This window comes from Virgibacillus salexigens (assembly GCF_014905415.1).
Classification (GTDB): Bacteria; Bacillota; Bacilli; order Bacillales; family Amphibacillaceae; genus Virgibacillus; species Virgibacillus salexigens.
Genome location: NZ_BNEO01000002.1, coordinates 163486 through 187129, shown reverse-complemented (window position 1 = coordinate 187129; position 23644 = coordinate 163486). Strand labels below are relative to the sequence as shown.

Sequence of the window (23644 nt, the reverse complement as noted above, 5' to 3'; positions counted from 1 at the left end):
TTCCTTTATACCGTTGTTTGTTCTTTACGTAGTTGTTCGACTAAAGGCATAACTTGTTCAGAAAAACGTTTCATCTCTTCTAACTGCGGAGAGCATTGTAATAATAGCAAATCAACACCTGCCCTCTCATATTCGAGAATTCGTTCCGCTATTTGTTCTGGTGTTCCTATTAAATGTGGACGTAATCCTCGATTAGATACAGAATAATCCTTTAACTGAACAGCTTGTTCTAACTGTGATTTTGAAGTGAAATCTCCAAATCCACTATATCCACTTGTGTCTTTTACCATGGTGATTCGTTCTAATTCCGTAAGTGCTGCCGCTTCTGTTTCCCGACAAATTACATAAGCTGCCATTCCAAATGATCGAATCGGATCTTTATTTGCTTTCCTTCTACGTGATTTCATATCTTTAATTTTGTCAGCAACCTCTTCAACCGTGCCACCATGCATGACATAAGCATCACATAGTGTGGAAATTACCTGCTTACCCTTTTCACTTTCTCCCCCAGCGTATAACATGGGATTGGGGCGTTGCAGCGGCTTTGGTTCCAATTTTGTATCCTCAATTTGATAGTACCTTCCATGATAAGAAAAAGTGTCCTCTGTCCATAAACCTTTTAGTATATCGATAAATTCTGTTGTTCTTGCATACCGCTCATCATGTTCTGTAAAGTCTCCACCATACTGTTTAGCTTCTTCTTCCCACCAACCAGAGACAATATTAAGAGTAAATCGCCCATTGCTCATGCGATCGATATTTGCAGCCATTTTCGCAGTAACCGCTGGGTGGTGAAATACTGGACGCACAGCAGTCATAATTTCTATTTTATTCGTTACTGCTGCTAACCCAGCTGCAGTAGACCATGCTTCTAATGAATCTGCTTCTATTCCTTTTATATCATTTAAATAAAGTTCCGCAATTAGCGTTGTATCATATCCCCATTCCTCTGCCGCTTGAATAACTGTCTTCGCATATTCAAAGGTTGGCGGCATATGTTCATCATCTACATTACGTAACCATCCACCAAATATTGGTAACCAAAATCCATATTTCATTGACTCCACTCCCAGATGAATTTTTCCCAAAACAAAAAACTCTTTTCCGATAAGAAAAGAGTTTGAAATCTTGTTATTTCAGTTCTCTTCTTATCTTTCAAGTCACATGGACTTGATGGATTTGGCACAGTCTTTTTATAAATGGTTATAAAAACCTGTTGCCGAGGCTTCATGGGGCCATATCCCTCCACCTCTCTGGATAAGAACACAATATTTAATTCACTATATTAAGCCTATCGCAAATATGCTTATCTGTCAATTTTGATAACTCTTATCATTCGGAATGGATCATCATATCCAATAGTTGATTCTCCATTCGTTTTCCTTCTTCCTCATCTAATAAATTATTGAACATAATGGAAAATACAATTTTTTCTTTGTTCGCTTTTTCTGCATAACCGGATAAAGTACTAATGGTATATAAACTGCCTGTTTTGGCCTGAACCGGTAACCCATGCATACGGTGCTGTAAGGTACCACCAATGTCCCTTTCTGATTCCCCCGCAACTGGCAAGGCGTGAAAATAGGTTGAAAACCATTCCTTTTTTTGAATCACATATAGTAACCAGGAAATTTGGTTTGCTGGTATCAAATTCATATGAGATATTCCGGATCCGTCTCGCAACATCAATCCTTTTGTCTCCATCCCAAAATTCACAAGTTGTTTTTCTAACACATTTAATCCTTTTTCCCAACTACCTTCCCCATACACCTGCTTGCCCATTTCCTTTATCAAGATTTCACCAATTGTATTGTTACTATGCTTCATAAATGGAACCATCAATTTCGATAAGGGGATAGAATAACAAAAATGCAATAACTTTGTATTGGTTGGTACTTTAGCTATCTCCCACCCTCCACTATAGGTAATATGATGTTTAGTTAATGCCTGTTTGAACAAATCAACAGCGTATCCTGTTGGTTCCCATACCGATACCCACTCTTTCAATCCTTCGTGCCTATCGGGAATCTCGCCTGTTATCGTAATTAAATTGCTTCCATGTTGACGCTCAAATATTATATTTTCTTTTTTATTCGTTTCTACGGTAACTGCCTTATTATCTATTTCAATATATGTAGACTCCGGTGAAGAGGTAATTATAGGATTTTCCCCCAGCTTATTTGGTCTAATCTCCACCTTAATTGTTCCAGCATGATAGTCACTGTCTGGAGAAGCTGTTAAGGCTGAAATTTGCGCACCGTAATAATACGTTTCATCACTCCAAATCATATCTGGCGAGAGACGAACTGAATCATACCAAGTATCATCCCCAATAACCTTCCCTGAAATATGCTGAATACCCATTGCTCTAAGTTTGGCAGCAAATCCAGCGAAGTCTTTCGGTAATAAAGTAGGATCCCCTTTTCCTATTAGGTATACATTTCCTACTAAGCATTCCCCTTTTATTATTCCATCTGTACGTATCTCTGTCGAAAAGCGATACGCTTCACCTAATACAGCCAGACTGGCCGCTGCTGTCAACAACTTCATATTGGAAGCTGGACGTAATCTAGTGTCTGCTTTATGTTCATAAATCGTTTCACCAGTATCTGCTCGTCGAATACTAACACCAACAATTGCTCCAGCCAGTTTTGGAGACTGTTTCAGATATGTATCAATAGACTTCTTCACCTAATCACCACCTCTCTTCCCAATACCCACGGTTCTCTGATGTGCCTCTTTTATATTCTCGTTTTGTCGTTCGCTTGGCACAATATCATAATCTATGTTTAAAAAGGGAATAGAAAACAGCCACATTTGATGTTTTGCTTTAAGCTTTCCTTCATTTGTTTCTTCCACTTCAAACGTCTCTTCAATTGGGAGCTTAAATAAGCCTTTTCCAACAATTAAATAGATACCAGAATCTGCTTGTTCATATTTCAATTTTTTACTAGATAATTGTAACTTTTCACCATATTGACTTAACTCTAAAATGCCAATCATAGCTGTCCCTGGTAAAGGTAATGCGATGTTCATATACGTTTGATCGTTATTTTGATGGGAAGAATAAAGTGCTACAAAGATAACTTCGTTTTTGATCTTCCTCACCCACGCTCTTACATTGGTTCTTCCATCCATACGATCATCAATCGAGTGAATAGCACCTGTCATTTCCTGTCTTCTACTTGACAAAGGCAGATTCAATTGTTTTATGATACGACTAATTTGTCTATATATTATCGCTAGCGGTTTAAACCAGTTTTTCCACCTTACTTCAGCAAATAGCTGATAGTTTTTCGTATTCTCATAGAAATCAATAATCATTTGTGATAATGTATCCAGTTGAATTTCATTCGCATACTGTTCCATACAGTCTACTAAACCATTATAAAATTGGTTATCTGTCTTCCCTTTGATTATTTCCTCACCTATGATCCCCTTCCCCTTTATCTTACTTCGTGGAAATGGTTTATTCCTTTGGTTTGAAAAAGGAGGAGCAATGATCCAACCAGCTGTACCAAAGCCAGCAAACACAATTGAATTAATTATACCGTGAAAAAGAATCATGAAATCTATCGATACCGAAAACCATCCGGAAAGATTTCCAACTGCGTACAACAGTGAAAATAGAATAGAGACACATAAAGCTCCGTTTGATATGCAGATCAACCATTTTTGGAGACTACTCTTAAACACTACCTTAAAAGATAAGTGAATTAATCCATATATAGCGATAATATACAGAATAACAGATAAGAACTCTATTTTGACAGAAAAGGTTATACCTAATGCCACTATCACCGGAGAAATGATAATCATACTACTTACCCATTTGTACATTTTGGATTTATAGAGTCTTCCTAACAACCCTACAGAGATAGGTAATATGCATGCAGCATAATGAAAATGGTTTGCTGTTAACCATGTAATCATCGGAGAAAAGCCGGTATCTATTGTTGCTATATGCGCAACAAACCACATGCCGCCAATAAGGATATATATAAGTCCGATATCGATGATAAATTCCTCAAAATACGCAAATCCTCTTTGAAGAAAACGTTTTACCCCATATAACGCAATCATGACTGTAAATAATAAATACAGTATTGCTAGTATGGTATCCATTGAGGTTTCTTGTGAAAATTGTAAAATAAAGATCGAAATGGAAGCCATTATCCCTGCATAAGGAAAGTATGTAGAAATCCAGCTTTCTTCCTGCCTCAAAACAATATGTAACATACAAGGAACGAAAAGCAATTGCGCAGCAGTTAGCAATAAAAAATACCAGGAATGATTCCCTGTTAAAGCAATTATTATAAATAAAATACTATTCGCGCCCGCAACTTTAAGAAACGTCATCTTCTACGAACTCCCCTTCGTATGAAAAAATGGTTCCGATTAAAGGATTCGTCACGTTAACCTGAATATAATATACCGCTTTTGTTTCCAAATATTTTTCCGTAACTGTAGCCAATCCTTGTACGATTTTTGGTAATGGTATTTCTAAAAACGGGAATATAAGACGCTGTTCTTTAGAATTAATTCGTAATCCCCCATCCTTTGTTACTGATAATAATAAATCAGAATAACATTTAGAAGGCTCACCTAAATAGTCCTGAATAAGCTTTTGTTCCAAGTCGAGATACATGGAGGCATTAAAATATCGCTTCTTATCATTAAAATAAAATACCCTTTCCCAATGCACCTGCTCCATTCCGTTATTCCCTATCGTTTGTGTATTTATAATTTTAAACGGAACGCTTTTTCCTGTTTCCGGAAAAAATAACTTATATTTCTGACTGAATAAGAACAATGGAAATAACCACTTTGACTTATTAGTAATGTATCTCATCACTCCTTTTCCTTTGAATTGATAGCTATCTTTAAACTCATACCGTTTTTGTAACATAGGGTGTAGATGATAAAAATCATTCCCTAAAATCTTTTTATAAATGGACATTTTTAACTCCTTCTTGCTTTCGTTTACAATTTTTTGCCGTGGGAATATTCTTGTAAATAGTGAGTCCCACAATAGAAATCACCAACAATGCCATATTAAACGTTATCGGATTAAACGGATGAAAAAGTTGGCTTGGTACTGTTAAGCTGGATACAATGGCGAATATTAAGAAAATGACAATCTGTATTCTATATAATAACCCTCTATTCTTGTAGCCCAACCACAACAACCCAATTATTACCTCTACCATTCCAGTGACTATAACTAGTACCGATGCTTCGTTTGCTTTTATCGAGAAAGTCATTTGCATCATTGATAATTCAGCTGGGTGTTGGTGTATTAACTTGGAAGTAAGCCCATGATAGATCCAAACAAAACTAAAAAAGTAGATGAATAACCAACTACTAAAAAGGCGGAAATATTGTGACGAGGGACTATCTCCTGTTTCCACCCATCGTTTTAAAACATCGAAACTTATGGCAGTTGCCCAACTTATTAACGGGCGAAAAATTAGGAAATCAAAGTATTTCCCTAACCATCCAAACCTTGTTTTATAGTTATATTTTGTTAAAAATAACGTAGCATTTTCTTGTGGTTTGTATTCCCAATACCCCCCTCCTTCTTTTATAATTGATAGGTTTTGGTCTGTACCAAATTGTAAGGAAGATACACTTGTCCTATCCTTTGTATGAACTTTTCCTATACTTTTCCCCCATCCTTCTATACAGAAGCCAAAACCAATTTTCGTTTTGTAGGAGAATTCTTGAGGCTGCTCCTCACTTTCCCTTGGTAAATAAGTAATGGATGAAAAACGAAGGTCCCACTGTTCATGCAAGTTAGGGTTTTGTGTTATTTCCCATAGCGTATTGATGTCTGACTGAATTGGTAATTCTACATAGATTGGTTTACGCTTCATAGCTTTACCTCCTATCCCCATTTCAATATAACATATTCTTCACCCTCAAAATGGTGGTTCCCATAATAAACGGTATACAGAATTTGATAGTAATTACCTATACATGTATAAATTTCCATTGTATAAATTAGTTCTATTTGCATATAATAAGAACAAATGTTCTTATTGAAGGTGAATAACTATGAATTATGCATCGTACCCACGTAACGATGTTCTATGTATTGATATGCGTTCGTTCTATGCAAGTGTCGAAGCAGTTAAATTAGGAAAGGATCCAATGCAGGTACTACTTGCAGTAGTAGGAGATCCGAATCGATCCGGAAGTATCGTACTGGCTGCTTCCCCAGCTTTAAAAAAGAAATATGGCATTAGTAATGTTAGTCGTTTCTTTGAACTACCAGATGATCCAGATATATATATTGTGCCAGCACATATGGCCGATTACTTATATGTGTCTGCCGAAATAACAAAATTAATTAATCAGTATGTACCTAAAGAAGCTATTCATCCATATTCAGTTGATGAAGTCTGGGTAACCGTGAATGGCTTGGAAAAGCTATTTGGTAATCGTTGGGAAGTAGCCAATCGTATAAAACAAGACATTCTAGAATGCTTTGGAATTACGAGTTCTATTGGCATTGGCGATAATAAATTTCTAGCTAAGGTTGTAATGGACCTCCATGCTAAAAAACAAGGTATTGCAGAATGCAAATACGAAGAAGTAGAAGAAAAATTATGGCCATTCCCAATAGAAGAAATATGGGGAATTGGAAATCGAATGAAGAAAAACCTAAATCGTATGGGAATTGTAACACTTGGACAACTGGCTCGCTACGATTTAGATCATTTAAAAAAACGATTTGGCGTTATGGGAGAACAACTTTATTGGCATGCTTGGGGCGTTGATTTAAGCCCTGTACTTGGGAATTTCGTAAAAACAGAACAGAAAGGTTTTGGCCATGGCATTTCCTTACTGCGTGATTACTCCAAACAAGAAACAGAAGTTTGTATCCTTGATTTATGTGAAGAAGTATGCCGGAGAGCTCGAACTGCTAACATGGCCGGAAGAACGATTCACTTAGGAATTGGTTATTCAAAAGCCACAGGAGGTGGGTTCTCCCGTTCACGGTCTATTCCACTTCCGACAAATGTGACTATGGATGTTTACCATGTTTGTATGGATTTATTTTTAAACTTTTATGATGGGATAAGCAGTATTCGACGTGCTTATGTTACATTAGATCATTTATACGAAAAGCAAGATACACAGCTTGATCTATTCGAGGATAGAGCTAAAAAGACTGATATTGGTTATACAATGGATTCGATTCGAGCCAAACATGGTACTACTTCCATTCTTCGGGCTGTGAGTTATACGGATGCTGGCATTACATTAGAAAGAAGTAAAAAAATCGGTGGACACTATGCTTAAATCATTCAAATCAGGATGGAATAGTAAGAAAACGAATCATCTAAAGGACCACAGCTAACTCGGCTAAGTAAAAATCGCTTAGCCGAGTGGATCATCACGACCCCGCTGTTCCAGTTGGAGCCTCCCTATTTGATTTACTAATTTGCTTATTCAAATACCCTTACCTCGACCTTAAATGAAATAATTCAGCCTATTCATTAACCGTTCGTGTTCGACTTAGCAGATACTAATTTGTTGACTTCCTGTAGTCCAGGCTGTCCATTTTCTACGATAAAACTGGCATAGGTTTCAATTGGAGCCCCTTTCCTTGTAATATAAGGGAGAACAAGATGGTCGGTACGCCATTGATCAGGTGTAACATGGCAGCGAACATACCCACGTTGAGCATTATATAGCTTCACATGCTCATTTGCCAGCCAAATTGGACCAAGATGATCCGTTTCTGAACCATCGCTGTCTGAAGCAATAGAGGTAACCACAAATTCAGAAGCAATGGTTTCTGAGCAAGGATTATTAAAGTCTTCCTTTAGATTTGCAGCGGCATGCCGATGTATATCACCAGAAAGCACAACTGGATTGGTAATCTGATACTCTTTGAAAGCGGAAAAAATTCGATCTCGACTGCAAACGAACCCGTCCCACATATCCATACTATATTCTTCTCCTATTCCAGGATCACGATCTACTTGAGCCATGACTACCTGCTGAGCAAGGACATTCCAAGTAGCATTAGAATGCTGTAAGTTATTCATTAGCCATTGTTCCTGTTCCTCTCCCAAGATAGTTCGTTCTGGATCTAAGCGTTCTTCCGCCTCTGAACCACTCACAATAACGGAAGAGCTATAATCATCACGATATTGACGAGTATCTAGCACATTAAATTCTGCTAAGTTGCCATACCTTAAATTGCGATACAGTCTCATATCCGGTCCCTCAGGAGCCGATATACTACGAAGTGGTAAGTTCTCATAGTGCGCCTGATAGGCATCGGCACGTTGGAGCAAGAACTGACGCTCAGAAGCTCCATATTGTGAATCTTCATCGGCATAATTGTTCTCCACCTCATGATCATCCCAAGTAATAATCCATGGAAATGCTGCATGGGCTGCTTGCAAATCAGGATCTGTTTTAAACAATGAGTAACGCAGTCGATATTGATCCAGTGTAACAACCTTTGTATTGTGAGCATTTGAAAGTTCAACAGGACGCATCAAATTAGAAGTATTAATGGCATATTCATAAATATAATCTCCTAGGAAAAATACAAAATCTAAATCCTCAGCAGCCATATGTTTGTATGCTGTGAAATAACCATGGTACCATGCCTGACAAGAAGCCATTGCGAATGAGAGTGAAGAAATATCAGCATCTGCTGCAGGTGCTGTTTTTGTTCTGCCAACAGGGCTGACGTAAGAACCAGTTTTAAAACGATAATAATAATATCGACTAGGTTCTAATCCCTCTAATTCAACATGAACCGAATGAGCAAGCTCCGGCAAGGCCACAGCAAACCCCTGCTTCACCACCAGTTGGAAATTTTGATCCTCTGCCACTTCCCATTCTACTGGTATTTGGTAGTCAGGCATTCCACCACAGCTATTCTCAGCAAGTGGTTCTGGAGCAAGCCTTGTCCATAATACGACACCATCAGGGTGAGGATCCCCAGAAGCTACCCCCAACTGGAATGGGTTATTATTAAATACAGGTACTACAGAACGAATTAACTCATTACTTGCAGGCTTCAACCCTTTTTTAATAACCGTTTTTAGTGAACCTTTCATCCCTTTAGAAAAATTATTGTTCATCATGTTTCTCCTCCCTATCTTTTCATAGAATTGATTGCGAGCTTTACATATTAAATACTCGCTTACTATATAAAGGCAAATAAATAATTAAAATCACAACCCTTTGTTAAAAAGTTTTTCTTTTAATTTAGAACCAAACTTAATAACTTAGGGTTTTTAAAAAAAATTAAACATTAAAATTATGTAATAGACCTAGAAATGTCCCTCTATATTTTATATAATGATATAAGAACAAATGTTCTGTTTTGATGTGATTTTTTCAAGCTATGTGGGGAGGAGAATATAATGGAAAAGCTGAATACTTCCTATGGACAAGCAGCAGAACCAGAAATACAGCAATTCATTAATGACAATCAAGCTCTATTTAAGAACAAATTAATGCAATCCTTTCTAAAAACACAAGAGCATAGAGAGTTATTGAAGAGGGCCATTCTAACAAACACCACAAATGCCAAACGACAGCTCGATAATGCCTTTAAGGATCATCACGCAGAAATACGATTAATTAGCCAATTGTCCAATACGGTAAGAAGAGAAGCAATCCGCTACGATCAAAAAAGAAAACAAGATTGTAAAAGACAGCAAAGCATCTTAGATCAACCTATTACCCACGATCTGAATTCTGACATAACCAACGTAGAAATATGGGAAGATCCACGAATAAAGCCTTTGGATGAAACAATTGTTGAACGGGATAACAAATTAGAAAACAAAGTTGAAAATCCTGCACTATATCAAGCTATTTGTTCTCTAACAACAAAACAAAAACACATTATCGAAGCTGCATACGTATTTGAGATGACTGATACACAAATAGCAGCCAAAGACAATGTATCTCAACAGGCCGTTACAAAGACAAGAAATAACGTCTTAGCGAAGCTAAGAAGAAAATTACTCGAAGATAAGACGATGCTTTAAGCCTTCTCTGATCACTTTTCACTGTTTTATTTAAATAAACGTTTAAACGATAGGAGAGATAGCATGGCTAAATTGGTAGATCTAACAAAACAAGCCCAAAATTCAGATACAGCAGCCATTTCTATTATTTTGGAAAGGTTCGAACCAAAAATTAAAGCATCTTTACAACAAACACCGATACAAGAACAAGCTGATCTATATCAGGAGCTAAGAATAAAGTTAATTGAAATGGTACGGGAATTCGATTTTAATAAGACATACAATTTCACTGAATTTAAGCAGAAACAATCCGAATTCAAACACTAAAAACTAGGAAAAGCAGAAAGATCTCGACAGCTAGAACTCCTAGTGGTAGTGGTTGAATGGTTTCAATTAAAGAACAGTTACCGATCAAAATAGAAAGGTACCCTTCCATCTAGCTACCCTAGCTGGATGGAAGAGGATCATTTCTATGACTGGAGGGCGCGAACGCGAGAATCCTGGGAAAGACCCAGCGATTTGATACCCCTGTATGTTAGGTTTCACAATGAGTCCCCACCGTTCTCTCGCGGAAATCGGTTGTTCACGCCTAATCGTCCAGAGAAAAAAAGCTTGTAGAAAACACAGGAGTTTCTCTACAAGCCGTAATTATTCTTCCATCAGATGCTTAGTTTAATCATCATACCGTGCGGAAAAAGCTTAACTTCAAACGAAATTACCCAAAGATATTACTTATTAATTGTACATCTGCTTCAGATAGAGCAATCTCTGCTGCTCGCTTGTTACTAAGTACTTGCTCGGGACGTTTAGCACCAGGAATAATGATATCTACGGAAGGACGAGTAAAGTACCATGCGAGTACGATATGCACAACCTCTTCTCCATAAGCATCAGCTATTTCTTTGAGTTGAGCTACTTTTTGCAGATTTTCTAGAAACTTCTCCCCTTGAAAGTTCGGGTTTTGCGCACGTAAATCTGAAAACACTGTATTTTTATCATATTTCCCAGCCAATAAGCCTGATTCAAGTGGGAAATAAGGAATAAATGTAATATTTTCATTTTCTGTATATGGGAAGTAATGCTTTTCTGGATCGCGTTTAAGTAGATTATATTCTGCTTGTAAAACATCAACATATCCATCTTTATTTGCTTCCTGTAACTGCTCTGGAGTAAAATTGGAAACACCAATGGAGCGAATCTTTCCTTGATCTTTTAATTCTTTTAATGCACCTACTGCTTCATCTTTCGGGGTATCATTATCAGGAAAATGGATATAGAATAAATCAATATAATCGGTTTGTAGTCTACGTAAACTATCATCCACTGCCTGCTTTAGAAAAGCTGGAGAATTATCTATTAAGGTGTCCTTACCTGCAAATTTATGGGCACCCTTTGTAGCAAGAACAATATCATCTCGTTTATATTCCTTCATCACTTCACCAATTAGTTCTTCGGAACGCTCAGGCCCATAAATAAACGCTGTATCGAGCATATTTATCCCATTATCTAACGCAGTTCTAACAACATCTTTTCCCTGTTCTTCATCTAACATATTCGGATAAATATTATGACCACCTACAGCATTGGTACCTAATCCAATTGGATACACTGAAATATCAGATTTACCCAATTTCGTAAACTTTGCCATGTATAAAACCCCTTTTCCCTATATTTTCGCTAACATTACAAATGTACCACGAACAAAAAAAATGAAACATTATATAACTTGAAACATTTCATCAACATCAAAAAGCAATTCATGTAAAACATGAACTGCATTAGTTAGAATCAGACTATTTATCAATAATTTCGGATAAGAAGCTTCTTCCTTCTGCAGTTGGAGGAAGGTGAAAGAATTCACAAAATGTAGCACCGACATCAGCCATTGTATTCCTCAGACCAATCGTTGTTTTCTTAACCTTTTCACCGAAGATTAAAATTGGTACATACTCCCTTGTATGATTGGCATGACCGATCGTAGGATCGTTTCCATGGTCGGCCATAACAATTAAAATATCATCTTCTCGCATTAATGGAATAAATATATCAGATAACCATTTATCTGTTTCATTTAATAGATCACAGTACCAATCCACATCTTGTGCATGCCCCGCCAAGTCTGTTTCTTGGATATTTACTAGAAAAGCTGCGTCTTCCTCTTCTCGCTGATAACATTCACCAACATAGTTAAGTAAGTTGCTTGTATTGACAATCGGATTGGCTGGACCTTCTCCATGCAGTACATCCGCTGTTTTTCCTAAACGATGCACCGTTATACCATGATTAGCAGCAATTACTGGAAACTGTTTTTCAATTTCAACGCCATACCCCATGTGAAAAACACGATAACCTTCCCCATACACATTTGCTTTTGGTGTATTTACGCCCCATTGACCTCTATGCTTTTCTTCTACGCAAGCTAGAATATGTTCAACAGATGTATACGGTCCGCCAAAAGCGATAACACGCGTGGTATCTACATGCGCTCTCACCACCTGTCCTAGTTTTTTCACTTCTTTAAAAGGCAGTTGTTTAAAATCCGCTGTTATATTAATAATATTTCCATAAGCTGATTCCAAATTATCGGCAACTACGGCAGCATTATTGACTAATAAAATAGGACAATTGGTAAATGGATATGCAACATGATAACCTGCATTCTCTAATGCTGTCTTTATATACGAGTGGATATCTTTCATAAGCCTTTTAGTAGATTTTTTCGGACAACTTCCAGCTATTTCTTGGTGACCAAGATACGTGTCCGCGCCATGATGGGCTAATTTGGAATAACCATAAGCTTTTTGCGGAGCAGGCTGATTATCAACGAGCGTCCCTATGCCAGCCCCATACATATAAGGGATTTTTAAATCATCTTTTTTGGCTTTACGTATATGGTCGAATGTATTCGCTGTACAGTCAGAGGGTTGATAATCTGTACAATCCTCCATTGCACCAATCCCAAAGCTATCAATAACAATTAATGTCATTTTCGCCATAATTGTCACCACTTCCTTTCCAGATGGATCAGTTTAGGTGTACCGGACTGTATCCCTTCTACAAGTGCCACATGAGCTCTCGTTACAAATATTTGTGTTCGAAAAGAAAAAATAACTGAATCACCGATCGCTACTTGAAAACCATCCGGCTTTTTTATCGCTCCATAATAATCGATTACTTCAGGACTATTTTGCTCAGCAGTTACATAGCGATTAAGAATAGATTCACGTTCATTTCCAACTAAACATCCCTCCATTTGAGAGCGGCCATAAAAACCCCCCGCAATAACTTGATAGTGCTGCGATGTTTCATGAGATACTTCTGTAACATAAATCATTGCAGGAATTTCTGGCAGATCTTTAAAAGCATGAATTGGTGTCGTTCCTGTTAATCCATGCCCTGGTTCACCATGAGTCACACCTCGTTTAGCTAAATAAGGGATGGTTTCAATACTTGTTCCACTGGGGCCATTGACTTGTCGAACGGTGATTCCCTTTTCTTCGAGTATTTGTTTTGCTGTTAGTAATGTTGTAAGGTTGGCAGTAGCAATCATTTCACGCTTGGTATCCGCTAATTGCAAATTAGGAAAAGTAGTTACGCCGATGATTCGAATACCAGGTAATGGAAGTATTCGGTCTAGTTCTTGTTGCAGATCCTCTAATTGAATTCCACCTTCTTGGGATTCATAGATGCTGTCATCTTTTCCAACCACTTTTAATAAGATATCTTGCTTTTTTCCCACTTCTACTGCTGCATCTGATAATTGTTTGCCACGTTCGTAGGAAAAAATCGTGACAACTTCTGGATCCCAGCTCAAAACCTCTTTCCACTGATGCTTTCCTGGTTGTACTAAATGTCCAATATTCCCTATTGCTATTCCTTGATCAGCTAGTATTTTCCCTTCGTCAAAATCAACAGCTACCGCTTTTTTTATGCCGTTTTCTTGAATGAATTTTGCAATTTGCGGGAGTCGGCCAAGTTGTTTGCTCATAAAGTATAATTCCATTCCATATTGCTTCGCAGTATCTGCTATCATACGAGTATTTGTCTTTAGTGCATCTACATCAATGACATACGTATTTGGTGGAATCATTCCAGATTGATGCAAGGAAAGCCCAGTAAATAATAGTTCTGGATTTCGTTTCATTGTTGTTCGCAAAAACATAGAAGCACCCCTCCTTGATTTATTGCTTATTGACTGTTTTTATTGCTTTATCTAAAATATGAATAACGGTGTATGCTCCTGATTTCATCGGATTGATACGTAATCCAAATTCTTTTAACCGCGGCTGCGCTTCAATAAAGCTGCTAGAAACACGATAGATCATAGGAATTATTTCATATTTTGACTCAGCTCCAACAGGATGAGTAGCAGCACCAAGTAGATTGCTCTGTTGAATTACTTCTTCCGCAATTGGCTGTTCCAATTCAACAATGACATTTTTCGACTGTGCATTGCTCATATAAGCAGCTGCAATCCCTTTAATTAAACCCTCATTTAATTGTTTACAAAGCTCTTCTACTTGCTCATTTTGAGTTGCAAGCGAAACTGGCGCGAAGGTCATCATCCGGATTAGTTCCATTGCTTCATAACCTTGTACCTTTCCGCCGCCAGAATAATTCTTCTCCTGCAGCATATTAATCGCTCCTTGCTTTCCTACAATAACTCCAATCCCTTCTGGACCTAGTAATTTAAATCCTGAAAATGTAGAATAATCAGCTCCATACTCTATTCCAATACCATAAGTTTTCAACGCACAGTAATTATCATCTACCACAATAGGAAGTTCTGGCCGTATATGCTTCACCGTTTGAATCACTTTCTTAAGTTGATACGTATCGGTTGGCTGTTGTCTTGCATGTTGAATGTAGAAAACTTTACATGTATGATCAGTACTCAATGCATCCTCTATAGCGGATAAATCATTATAATTAATCGGTACCGTTTGAATCCCTAGTAGACGAATCGTCTCCTTTGTTGTTGTATAAACAGGGGCTGTATGAATAAACATGCTATCCCCTGCTTGAAGGAGCATACTTAAAATATTCCGAATTGCTCCCGTACCGGCACCTCGAACGAGTGCGGCTTTTTCCGTATCGAAGAAATCAGCAATGACACGCTCTGCTCTTTCCGTCTGTTCCGGTTTCTTATAACGTGGAGCAACACCGAGATCACCCATTGATAAAAATTGATGACCAGTAAAGTGCTTACTCATACAATGAACAAATTTAAATTGTAATTGTTGTGCTTCTGGAACCGTTAAAGTTGGTAGAACGGATGAAGCATATTTTAATGCAGCTGGTTTATAAGCCATGATTACCGCTCCTTTATGGAAAATGCATTCGCTGGATTATTGATAAGCAAATCTGAAATCACGGAATCACTCACTCCGCGCTCTTTTAATGCAGGAATAAACGTATTTAACACAAGATCATATCCTTCCCCGCCAAACTTACGCCAATGGGATTTCCGTGTTAGGTCTGCGGATAGAAGGATTTGCTTATGGAAACCTCTTTCAATAAAATCTATCAAAAAATCTAAACGCTCTTTATCTGGCCGATAATTATTCTTACCAATCGTGTCAAATCCAATAAACACTCCAGATGAAAGTACATCTAAAACCATTTCTTTATCCGGATTCAAATCTTGATGGCCGATGATGATCTGTTCTTTGGATACTCCCAATGCAAAAAACAAGTCTACTTGTTTACTCCCAAGCGTTCCTAGAGATGTATGAGTGGATATTGGCAATCCTGTAGCCAAACTAGCCATGCCAGCTCCAATAATTAGCTCTTTTTCAATTGGTTTGATTTCATTTATGCTGGTTCCTACTTCCCCAATTACTCCAGGGAAAACTTCTGTCCCTTCAACTCCTTCTTCACATTCCTTTATAAAATGTGCAGCAAATTGATTCCGATTCCACCCTTCAGCATATTCGGGAATGAAGGGGTCTTTATAAAAGCCTGTACATGTCACAATATGAACACCAGAAGTTTCACTTAATCGAACCAGTCTTTTAACGTCTCTTCCCATCCCATCATTCGTTAACTCGATCATGGATTGGCCTCCAGCTTGATGAAAATGCCCTAGCTCTTCGATCATCACTTGTTCATCATCCAAAATCGTGTCAGGATCACCTTTTATTCGTGATAGATCAATAGAGAGATGTTCGTGTGCTGCACATACTCCTAATGCTTCTTTCGCAATTTTCCCTCGAACTGTTTGTATCATTAACGATCACTCCTATGCTGTTATTAGGAAACTTGCATTATTCCTAGTAATACGAATATATTTGCAAGCACACCAACTGCAATGGCACCAACTGGGCCAACCGCCATTCGGACAATAGGACGTCCTGCGACTTCATTTAGCAGATAGAAGCCTGCAATAAAGAAAAATCCAAAACCAGGAGCAATCATATTTGCTGCATTTGCTCCTCCAATTAATAAGGCTACTTCTAACAATTTCGTCATCGCACTCCGAATGTTTTCCCCTGAGTTCCTAACGCCAGGATACTTATCCAAAAATTTGGCAATAGAACTTAACAACATCACTTCTAGGAAAATAACGATGGCACCAACGATGACTGCTACCCAAACATTCGGTACAAATAGCCCTACAACAAATATCAAGGTAAAACCGACAGGGCTGTAAACTCCAGTTGCTATTGCTGTACTGGCAACTAAAGGAATGAAGCCAATAGCCCTAGCTGCAGCTGCGATCCCAGCATCTGTTTGCTTTCCTTCAGCTAATAGATTAAGTGAAATTGGATCGCCAGCCATTAATAGTAGATTCGTAGCACCTGCTATTAATGCACCAATAATCATAAAGAAAGCAACATTCTTCTTAATCTGCTTAACCTTTTCACTAAATATAGAGGCTAAGTCAACAGAAGCAGCTTCATCTGCTTTTTCCCTCATGGCAAATGCAAATAAAAAGATCATTCCTGCAATAAGCGCCATTCCCTCTTGATTAAGTGTAACGACATTATCCCCGATGCGTAGGAACTCACTATTATTCACAAATACTGCTAACTGTCTAATTAATGCTGCTACAATAAATGTAATAATTCCTTTCTTCACACTGAACTGCATGGCCACAGCTAAAGCTGGAAAAGCCATAAAGGTTACTACTACTGGTGTTCCTACTTCTCCCATCGGTTCAAGGAAATTAACAGGTAGGTATTCAAATAACTTCACAAATCCTTCTAACCCAATTAATAGCCCCCACCCATACAATCCACCTACAATAGCCGCAACTGCTGTACCCCATTTATTCTTCGGTGTCATTAACCCGATAATATCTGTTCCAAGTAGGATACTATGAATTAAAATAATGCTAGCAGTAATGGTAAACGGGATCCCAAAGCCAACTACTAAACCAAAGCTCATTGCAAAGGCGGTTAACCCTAATTCCCTCCGTTTTAATCGACCTTCTAAATGTTCGGATACGATCGGTCGAAGACCATCATTAAATACAGCAATATTCATATTGGCTAGTACAGCTGCAACTGCCCCAATTAAAATCACAAACATCATTTCCATCTTTTTCCCCCCCTTTCTATGCTTTATTCTTTATACTTGATAGAATCATAGGTACAGCAACTTCCGTATGATCACCGGTAAAACCAAATGCTATCTTTCCATTACGTACTGCCTCATCTACTTTAGAAGCATCTGGCTTTTTACCTGGCATAGAAACTGTTTCACATTTGTCTCTGCCAATCATAGCAATTGCCATGGCAAGGGCTCCCCCTCCTCCAGTATGACAAGCACCAAAATAATAATCCGCCTGTCCTGTCTTCATCGCCATTGCTGCCTCCAAATCAGATTTAACAGACGTATCTATGGAAGGATCGATATCCTTAATTAATGCTTCGATCGTTTGCTTCTCTACTTGTCCACCAATAATTATTTTCATTTTTCTTTTCCTCCTTTATTTATGGATATGACATTGGTGTAATGCATGTACAGAAATTCTTTTTCTTCTTGTGGAAGCTCGTTCCCCCATTCTTTTTCTACATAACGGACCTGTTTTTCCGCTTCTCGATAATGCGTAGATCGTCTAATTTCTTCGATAATTTCAGGTGCGGGTGCTTCCATTGTTTCTCTCTTTTCTATTCGTGTTAATGCGGAAGGTAGATGTGTGAAAAGCATCTCTGATTGCTCTAAATCATGTAGCTTTAGTTTATCTACTAAATATTGAAATGCAGCTGAAGTTGTATAACTTGCTTGTTTTGAAATAACATCTCCTAGAACGAGAATCTGCAACCTATCTTCCAGCGTATGAATATTCAATTCTTATCCCCCTTTTTTAAAATACAGTTTTTTGTATATTGATGATAAAAAACCACCACGGTTAATAATGTGGCAGCTTTTCTTTCTTAACTACCTTTTGTTGTATGTCTAAAATGACATCCTTATCTAAACCCGAAATGTAATCTTTTACTTCATGTCGATCTTTTTCAATTAATATCACTGAGGTAGAAGCTTTGACCGATACCTTTTTTGCCTTCTCCGATTTAAAATCACCTATTTGAAACCTTCTCTTAGAACGATTTTCATCTGCATTCCATACTGCAGCATCAATATCTCCATTTAATAACATATCAAATAGCTGCATGTAATTTACAGGTACGAATTCAACTTGAAGGTTTTCGCACTCTAATAATGTAATTTGTGATTGATCTACAGAAGTATAATCGATCCCCACCTTCATCCCATCGCTTATTTGATTATTCAGATTACCTGTAAAAAATATTTGGTGGGTAGAAACATAGGTTTGAGGTCCAAAATTTAAGGCAATTTCTAAGTTTTCATCATTAACAATTTCTTGTTCGGCAGCTAATTCGGACATAATGGCAAAATCAGACCTTCTAGATTTCAATGATTCTAGCCGCTGTTTTGATCCCCTCATATAAGCTAAATCAATATTTGTTAACATAGATTCAGAGGCTTCAATCAATCCTGTAGCTAATCCTTCATACATCGAAGAATATGGTAAGGGCATGGCGCCAATTAATGATCCAACACCTGCAATTTCTCTTAATAATATAATGTCTTTTTTCCGTAGGAATGTTCCCAAATGACCCCTTGGTTCTAGACGAATAGCATGTAAATTTTCTAAAACCTTCAGGGCTCCCTGAACCGTTCCATTACCAATATCTAATTCTGCTGCTAAGTCGCTTACCTTAGGTACCCTCTCGCCTTCTTCTATATATAGCATTTGATATGCAATTTCTTTGGCAGCAAGTCCGTTTTTTGAAAATAAACTTTCCCAAATTCTAGTCATAGTTACTCCTTTTAAAATACAAAATATTGTATATTGTAATTATAGCGTTTACAAAAAATGTTTGCAATACTTTTTTCGTTTATAAAAACCAAACGAGTAAGCCGACCAATAAGAAATACATAGAATTAGGCAAAGCCAAAAACATTACTCTAAGTGGGTTCACTTTCTGATTTAATATCCCTCCAATTAACCCACATATTACAAAAGCCGTAAGCCCAACTGGTGGCATATTCTGTCCAGCTGCTGCAATATGAGAAGCTCCTAATGCAATTAGGGTAGGATCGACATGCATATTTTCTAAAATTGGGCCAAGGAATGTAATATTAACCGTTTGTGCAGTTGTCTGAGAGCCTGTCATCATTCCCACAATTACAACAGATAGCATACCACCTATTTTAACCATAGAAGTAGACAATTCCTGTGTCATAATCGCCATTTGATCGATTACTCCAGATGCATAAAATACTCCAACCATCATACCTGCACAAATTTGAATTTGCACCGTTTGATGCACTCTGATTATTCCGTCTTTTACTATTTTTTTGGCTTGGTTTCGAACATTTGTAAAGAGGAAACTCACGATACTAGCTACAATAATTGCAGATACTACTGGAAAAGTAACGCCTTGAATAATTGGTACTTTCATTAATAATTGTGAAATCATTGATAAGACTGGGAAATTCGTAAAGATATTATAATTAAAAATGGCATGCGTTAATACAATGATTAGTAGGACAAATAAAGGAATTAACGTAGTCCATCTTGCCTCTAAGAGTTGACCCAGCGATTCAGTTGGGATTAGGTCATTCGGCAATTTTTTATTTTTAACAAATCGAATGGATTCAATTACCGCAATGATTGCTCCTACACTTACCGTCAGAAAAGCTAAATGTAGTACTGGAGATGGATCTGTATTTACAAGCGAAGCTGACAAAAACACACCTTGTGTAATCGGTGGCATAATTGATCCTATCGATGACCCTAGTAAGATAATCATCCCAATTTGTTCTGGCTTCAGACGTAACTCTGACAATGCATGTATAACAAGGAAACCAATTACTGTAGCTGCGGCAATAGCATCACCTAATAACGAACCCGCGAATATTAATGTCATAAAAATAGCAATGATTAAACCTCTCGAAGACCGACCAAAGATCGCCCTTAAACTGAATAACGTCGTATCCACAGATCCTATTTTCACTTGTGTTTCGGCATAGATACTTCCAAAGATGGACAACATGATTACCCATGCCAAACGATCAATTCCATCAACCATAGCCACAAGCATTCCCCAAACAGTTAATTCAGAAATAATAGCAGATGAAATAGTGGCAGCAAGTAAAGCAACACGGATATCACCGCCGATTTTTGGTATTTGCTTTATTAAAGCAATGCCGAACAACAATCCTAACGGAATAATAATCATCAACATGTTAAATCACCTCTGATAATATATATGATTTATTATCAGAAAAATTAAAATTAAATCCGATGTAGAACGTTTCATATGACTGACAATATACTACTACAAGGACTTTTTTTATTATCCAAGGAGGTACGGAACAACAATGACGGACACTCGTGTCTTAATTGGTTCGCCAATTCATCAACAGCATCCCATTTTACAGGAATTCCTAACGGCGTTAACCGAAATTAAGAATACTACCTTTTCCATTGACTACTTATTTATCGACGATAATACCGATCAGCAATCCATTCATTTACTAAGAGAATTTTCAGATCATACACCTCATCAAACCAAAATCCTGAAACCTTCCCACATGAATCATCAAGGGTATGCAAGGGATGAAAATACTCATATCTGGAATCATCAAGCAATTTGGAAAGTAGCAGCATTTAAAAACCGTATCATCGATTATGCAATAAAGGAAGAATACGATTATTTATTTCTTATTGATTCTGACTTAATCATTCATCCAAATACAATTAAGCACCTGATTCAGATGGAAAAAAATATTATCTCCACCATCTTTTGGACGAAATGGCAACCAAATACGAATCCACTTCCGCAAGTATGGATGAAGGATGAATATACATTATATCCATCTGCTTTAGGCGAACAATTATCTGATGAGGAAAAAAATAGACGCAGCATGGAATTTATTAATACGCTTAAAAACCCAGGAACGTATGAAGTTGGCGGATTAGGAGCTTGTACCTTAATTCATGCAAATGCATTAAAAAATGGAGTTAATTTTAACCCCATTCAAAACATCTCCTTTTGGGGAGAGGACCGACATTTCTGTGTTCGAGCTCAAGCGCTTGGTTTTCAATTATTTGTAGATACCCATTATCCAGCATTTCACATTTATCGTAGTTCTGACCTAAATGAAGTGCAAGAATATAAGGATGAAAACACAGTTCGTATTAGTCCAATTGAAGTAAACGAAATCTTGTCTAACCGAACAGGCAAAACTAAAAATAACAAGCTTACACTTTCGATGATCATGAAAAATGAAGCATCACGTTATTTAGAACGTATTTTAAAAATGCACCGCAATTATATTGATGAAGCAGTTATCATTGATGATGGAAGCGACGATGATAGCATTGCCATTTGTCAGAAGCTATTGGAGGGAATCCCATTACATCTTGTGCAAAATCATGAGTCAACATTTTCCAATGAAATTGAATTACGAAAACAACAATGGGAAGAAACCATTAAAACCAACCCAGATTGGATTTTAAATTTAGACGCAGATGAACTTCCTGAAGCAGCGTTTACTACCGAAGTAACCAATCTAATGAATCAATCAGATATGGATTTATATAGTTTTCGACTCTATGATATGTGGGATGAAGAAAACTATAGAGAAGATAAGTATTGGAAATCTCATCAATCTTATCGGCCGTTTCTCCTCCGTTATCAACCTCATTTTGACTACAAATGGCAGAAAAAACGCTTGCACTGCGGTAGGTTCCCAGCCAATATATTTCATTTGCCTAATACGACTTCATCTTTACGAATCAAACACTTTGGATGGGCAGATGAAGAAGAACGTGCGATAAAATATAAACGGTATTTACAGCTTGACCCTAAAGGTGAGTTTGGATGGTTGGCACAATACCATTCGATTCTTGATAAACAACCAAAACTAATAAAATGGGAAGAAGATAACACGAAACACTAAAAGGTCCCAATAGTATGGGACTTTCTTATGTAATAGTATGTTGAAGCCGTGAGAGCTTTAGAGATGTAAGCCATCGCTGATAAGATGGATCTCGGTCAATTAACCCCTCAACTAATTCACCTGTTACTGGAGCCAATGCGATGCCATCTCCTTCATGCCCAGTAGCGATAATAAATCCTTCCATCTCTTCAATCTTATCGATAATTGGTAGACCATCCCCAATAAATGGGCGGAAACCAACCATTGAACGGATAATTCGCGTAAAATTTAACGTAGGAACGATCCTGCTAGCATGCGCTGCTATCATAGAAATAAGTTTATGATCAATGCTTTTTTCATAGCCTTTGAATTCTCGACTACTTCCAATTAGGAGATTACCACTTTCTGTTTGACCAAGTGAGAGTCCAATTCCATATGGAGGGAGTTCTGTTTTAGTTTGCTGGGAGAGGTGTTTTGCGGCTAAATAGTCAGAGCATAAAACATTCCCTTGCACGATTGGTTTGATCTTTTCAGAGATGAGGATAACCCCTCTTCTCGGGATCATATGTAAATGTACATTTGCCATACCTGCAATGATAGGAGCGTACGGTCCAGCTGCATTTATGACTAACTTAGTAGCAAACCTCCCCTTTGTAGACTTCACTCCTTCTATCCTATCATTTTTACAAATTATATCAGTAACTTCTGTATGTGTATGGATTTTCGCGCCTCTTCGTTTAGCTGCTTTCGTGAACGCTTGTGTTAATAACAATGGATTAACCTCTGCATCCTCTTTACAATAGGTAGATGCAAGAATGTTCGGTGATAAACATGGTTGTCTTTCTAACGTTTCCTGTTGATCTAAAAGATCTATTTTAAGACCTGCTTTCTTTCGACTTTTCGCATATTTTTTCATAAAAGAGAGGTGTGACTCCTTGTTAATTACTACCATCCCTCCACTCGGTTTGAAATCAATGGGTGCATCTAATTCTTGCTCAAGATATGCAAAACGTTTTCTACTGTGTCGTGCTAATTCCACTGCAATATCAGCTTTCTTTGATTGAAGGAAAATGGCTTTATCACAAGCCCCCGAAGTCTGAGCTCCTATATCTCCTTTTTCAAGAAGGATCACCTTCCTATTGGCAGCAAGATGATACGCAATAGATGTACCAATTACTCCTCCACCAATGACAATAGCATCAGCACTTTCCATG

Annotated in this window: 21 protein-coding genes and 1 riboswitch; of the genes, 4 read left to right on the top strand and 17 right to left on the bottom strand. The window is 37.6% G+C overall.

Annotation, left to right across the window (positions count from 1 at the left end; genetic code table 11):
• Window positions 1-5: 5 nt before the first annotated feature.
• From JKP73_RS08445 to JKP73_RS08425, 5 genes are all read right to left on the bottom strand, one after another.
• The gene (locus JKP73_RS08445; RefSeq protein WP_038244608.1) at window positions 6-1058 is read right to left on the bottom strand and encodes an LLM class flavin-dependent oxidoreductase; all 1053 of its coding nucleotides are present in this window, start codon (window positions 1056-1058) and stop codon (window positions 6-8) included.
• An 87-nt stretch (window positions 1059-1145) separates the two neighbouring features.
• Window positions 1146-1264, bottom strand: a riboswitch (SAM riboswitch).
• Window positions 1265-1332: 68 nt separating this feature from the next.
• Entirely contained in the window at window positions 1333-2691 is a 1359-nt protein-coding gene (dacB, locus tag JKP73_RS08440) for a D-alanyl-D-alanine carboxypeptidase/D-alanyl-D-alanine endopeptidase (RefSeq protein ID WP_160807246.1), read from the bottom strand.
• Window positions 2692-4359: a YndJ family protein gene (locus JKP73_RS08435; protein WP_051739131.1), complete on the bottom strand. Its 1668-nt coding sequence runs from the start codon at window positions 4357-4359 to the stop codon at window positions 2692-2694.
• Window positions 4346-4960, bottom strand: coding sequence for a DUF4166 domain-containing protein (locus tag JKP73_RS08430; protein ID WP_021291788.1), 615 nt, complete (start codon window positions 4958-4960; stop codon window positions 4346-4348). The genes JKP73_RS08435 and JKP73_RS08430 overlap by 14 nt, the downstream gene beginning before the upstream one ends.
• Window positions 4947-5876, bottom strand: coding sequence for a DoxX-like family protein (locus tag JKP73_RS08425; RefSeq protein WP_038244612.1), 930 nt, complete (start codon window positions 5874-5876; stop codon window positions 4947-4949). Before JKP73_RS08425 ends, JKP73_RS08430 begins: the two co-directional genes overlap by 14 nt.
• A 181-nt stretch (window positions 5877-6057) precedes the next feature.
• On the opposite strand from JKP73_RS08425, the gene JKP73_RS08420 reads away from it, so the two are divergent.
• On the top strand, window positions 6058-7308 hold the full coding sequence (locus tag JKP73_RS08420; protein ID WP_021291789.1) for a DNA polymerase IV: 1251 nt from the start codon (window positions 6058-6060) through the stop codon (window positions 7306-7308).
• Between the two features lie 197 nt (window positions 7309-7505).
• On the opposite strand, the gene JKP73_RS08415 is transcribed toward JKP73_RS08420, so the two are convergent.
• Window positions 7506-9116, bottom strand: a complete 1611-nt coding sequence (locus JKP73_RS08415; RefSeq protein WP_101953537.1) for an alkaline phosphatase D family protein — start codon at window positions 9114-9116, stop codon at window positions 7506-7508.
• A 282-nt stretch (window positions 9117-9398) separates the two neighbouring features.
• On the opposite strand from JKP73_RS08415, the gene JKP73_RS08410 reads away from it, so the two are divergent.
• Window positions 9399-10031 carry a sigma-70 RNA polymerase sigma factor region 4 domain-containing protein gene (locus tag JKP73_RS08410; protein WP_021291791.1) on the top strand — a complete coding sequence of 211 codons (633 nt, stop codon included), beginning with the start codon at window positions 9399-9401 and terminating at the stop codon, window positions 10029-10031.
• Window positions 10032-10094: 63 nt separating this feature from the next.
• Window positions 10095-10337, top strand: coding sequence for a helix-turn-helix domain-containing protein (locus JKP73_RS08405; protein ID WP_021291792.1), 243 nt, complete (start codon window positions 10095-10097; stop codon window positions 10335-10337).
• Between the two features lie 388 nt (window positions 10338-10725).
• Here JKP73_RS08405 and JKP73_RS08400 read toward each other — a convergent pair whose 3' ends face one another.
• From JKP73_RS08400 to JKP73_RS08355, 10 genes are all read right to left on the bottom strand, one after another.
• Window positions 10726-11658 carry an aldo/keto reductase gene (locus JKP73_RS08400; RefSeq protein ID WP_021291793.1) on the bottom strand — a complete coding sequence of 311 codons (933 nt, stop codon included), beginning with the start codon at window positions 11656-11658 and terminating at the stop codon, window positions 10726-10728.
• 145 nt (window positions 11659-11803) lie between these two features.
• Window positions 11804-13006, bottom strand: a complete 1203-nt coding sequence (locus JKP73_RS08395; protein WP_021291794.1) for a phosphopentomutase — start codon at window positions 13004-13006, stop codon at window positions 11804-11806.
• Window positions 13007-13011: 5 nt separating this feature from the next.
• Entirely contained in the window at window positions 13012-14172 is a 1161-nt protein-coding gene (locus JKP73_RS08390; RefSeq protein WP_021291795.1) for an alanine racemase, read from the bottom strand.
• A 19-nt stretch (window positions 14173-14191) separates the two neighbouring features.
• The gene (locus JKP73_RS08385; protein WP_021291796.1) at window positions 14192-15322 is read right to left on the bottom strand and encodes an aminotransferase class V-fold PLP-dependent enzyme; all 1131 of its coding nucleotides are present in this window, start codon (window positions 15320-15322) and stop codon (window positions 14192-14194) included.
• A gap of 2 nt (window positions 15323-15324) precedes the next feature.
• Complete coding sequence (locus JKP73_RS08380; RefSeq protein ID WP_038244616.1) at window positions 15325-16239, bottom strand: phosphotriesterase family protein; 915 nt, start codon at window positions 16237-16239, stop codon at window positions 15325-15327.
• Window positions 16240-16262: 23 nt separating this feature from the next.
• Entirely contained in the window at window positions 16263-17552 is a 1290-nt protein-coding gene (locus tag JKP73_RS08375; RefSeq protein ID WP_021291798.1) for a YhfT family protein, read from the bottom strand.
• A 16-nt stretch (window positions 17553-17568) separates the two neighbouring features.
• Complete coding sequence (locus JKP73_RS08370; RefSeq protein ID WP_021291799.1) at window positions 17569-17928, bottom strand: DUF2620 domain-containing protein; 360 nt, start codon at window positions 17926-17928, stop codon at window positions 17569-17571.
• Window positions 17925-18305 carry a PRD domain-containing protein gene (locus tag JKP73_RS08365; protein ID WP_021291800.1) on the bottom strand — a complete coding sequence of 127 codons (381 nt, stop codon included), beginning with the start codon at window positions 18303-18305 and terminating at the stop codon, window positions 17925-17927. Before JKP73_RS08365 ends, JKP73_RS08370 begins: the two co-directional genes overlap by 4 nt.
• A 61-nt stretch (window positions 18306-18366) precedes the next feature.
• Complete coding sequence (gene yhfZ, locus JKP73_RS08360; RefSeq protein WP_021291801.1) at window positions 18367-19299, bottom strand: GntR family transcriptional regulator YhfZ; 933 nt, start codon at window positions 19297-19299, stop codon at window positions 18367-18369.
• 79 nt (window positions 19300-19378) lie between these two features.
• Window positions 19379-20731, bottom strand: coding sequence for a TRAP transporter large permease subunit (locus JKP73_RS08355; RefSeq protein ID WP_021291802.1), 1353 nt, complete (start codon window positions 20729-20731; stop codon window positions 19379-19381).
• A gap of 136 nt (window positions 20732-20867) precedes the next feature.
• Here JKP73_RS08355 and JKP73_RS08350 point away from each other — a divergent pair, with 136 nt between their 5' ends.
• Window positions 20868-22451, top strand: coding sequence for a glycosyltransferase family 2 protein (locus JKP73_RS08350; protein WP_021291803.1), 1584 nt, complete (start codon window positions 20868-20870; stop codon window positions 22449-22451).
• Window positions 22452-22476: 25 nt separating this feature from the next.
• Here JKP73_RS08350 and JKP73_RS08345 read toward each other — a convergent pair whose 3' ends face one another.
• Window positions 22477-23643, bottom strand: a complete 1167-nt coding sequence (locus JKP73_RS08345) for an NAD(P)/FAD-dependent oxidoreductase (protein ID WP_021291804.1) — start codon at window positions 23641-23643, stop codon at window positions 22477-22479.
• Window position 23644 lies beyond the last annotated feature (1 nt).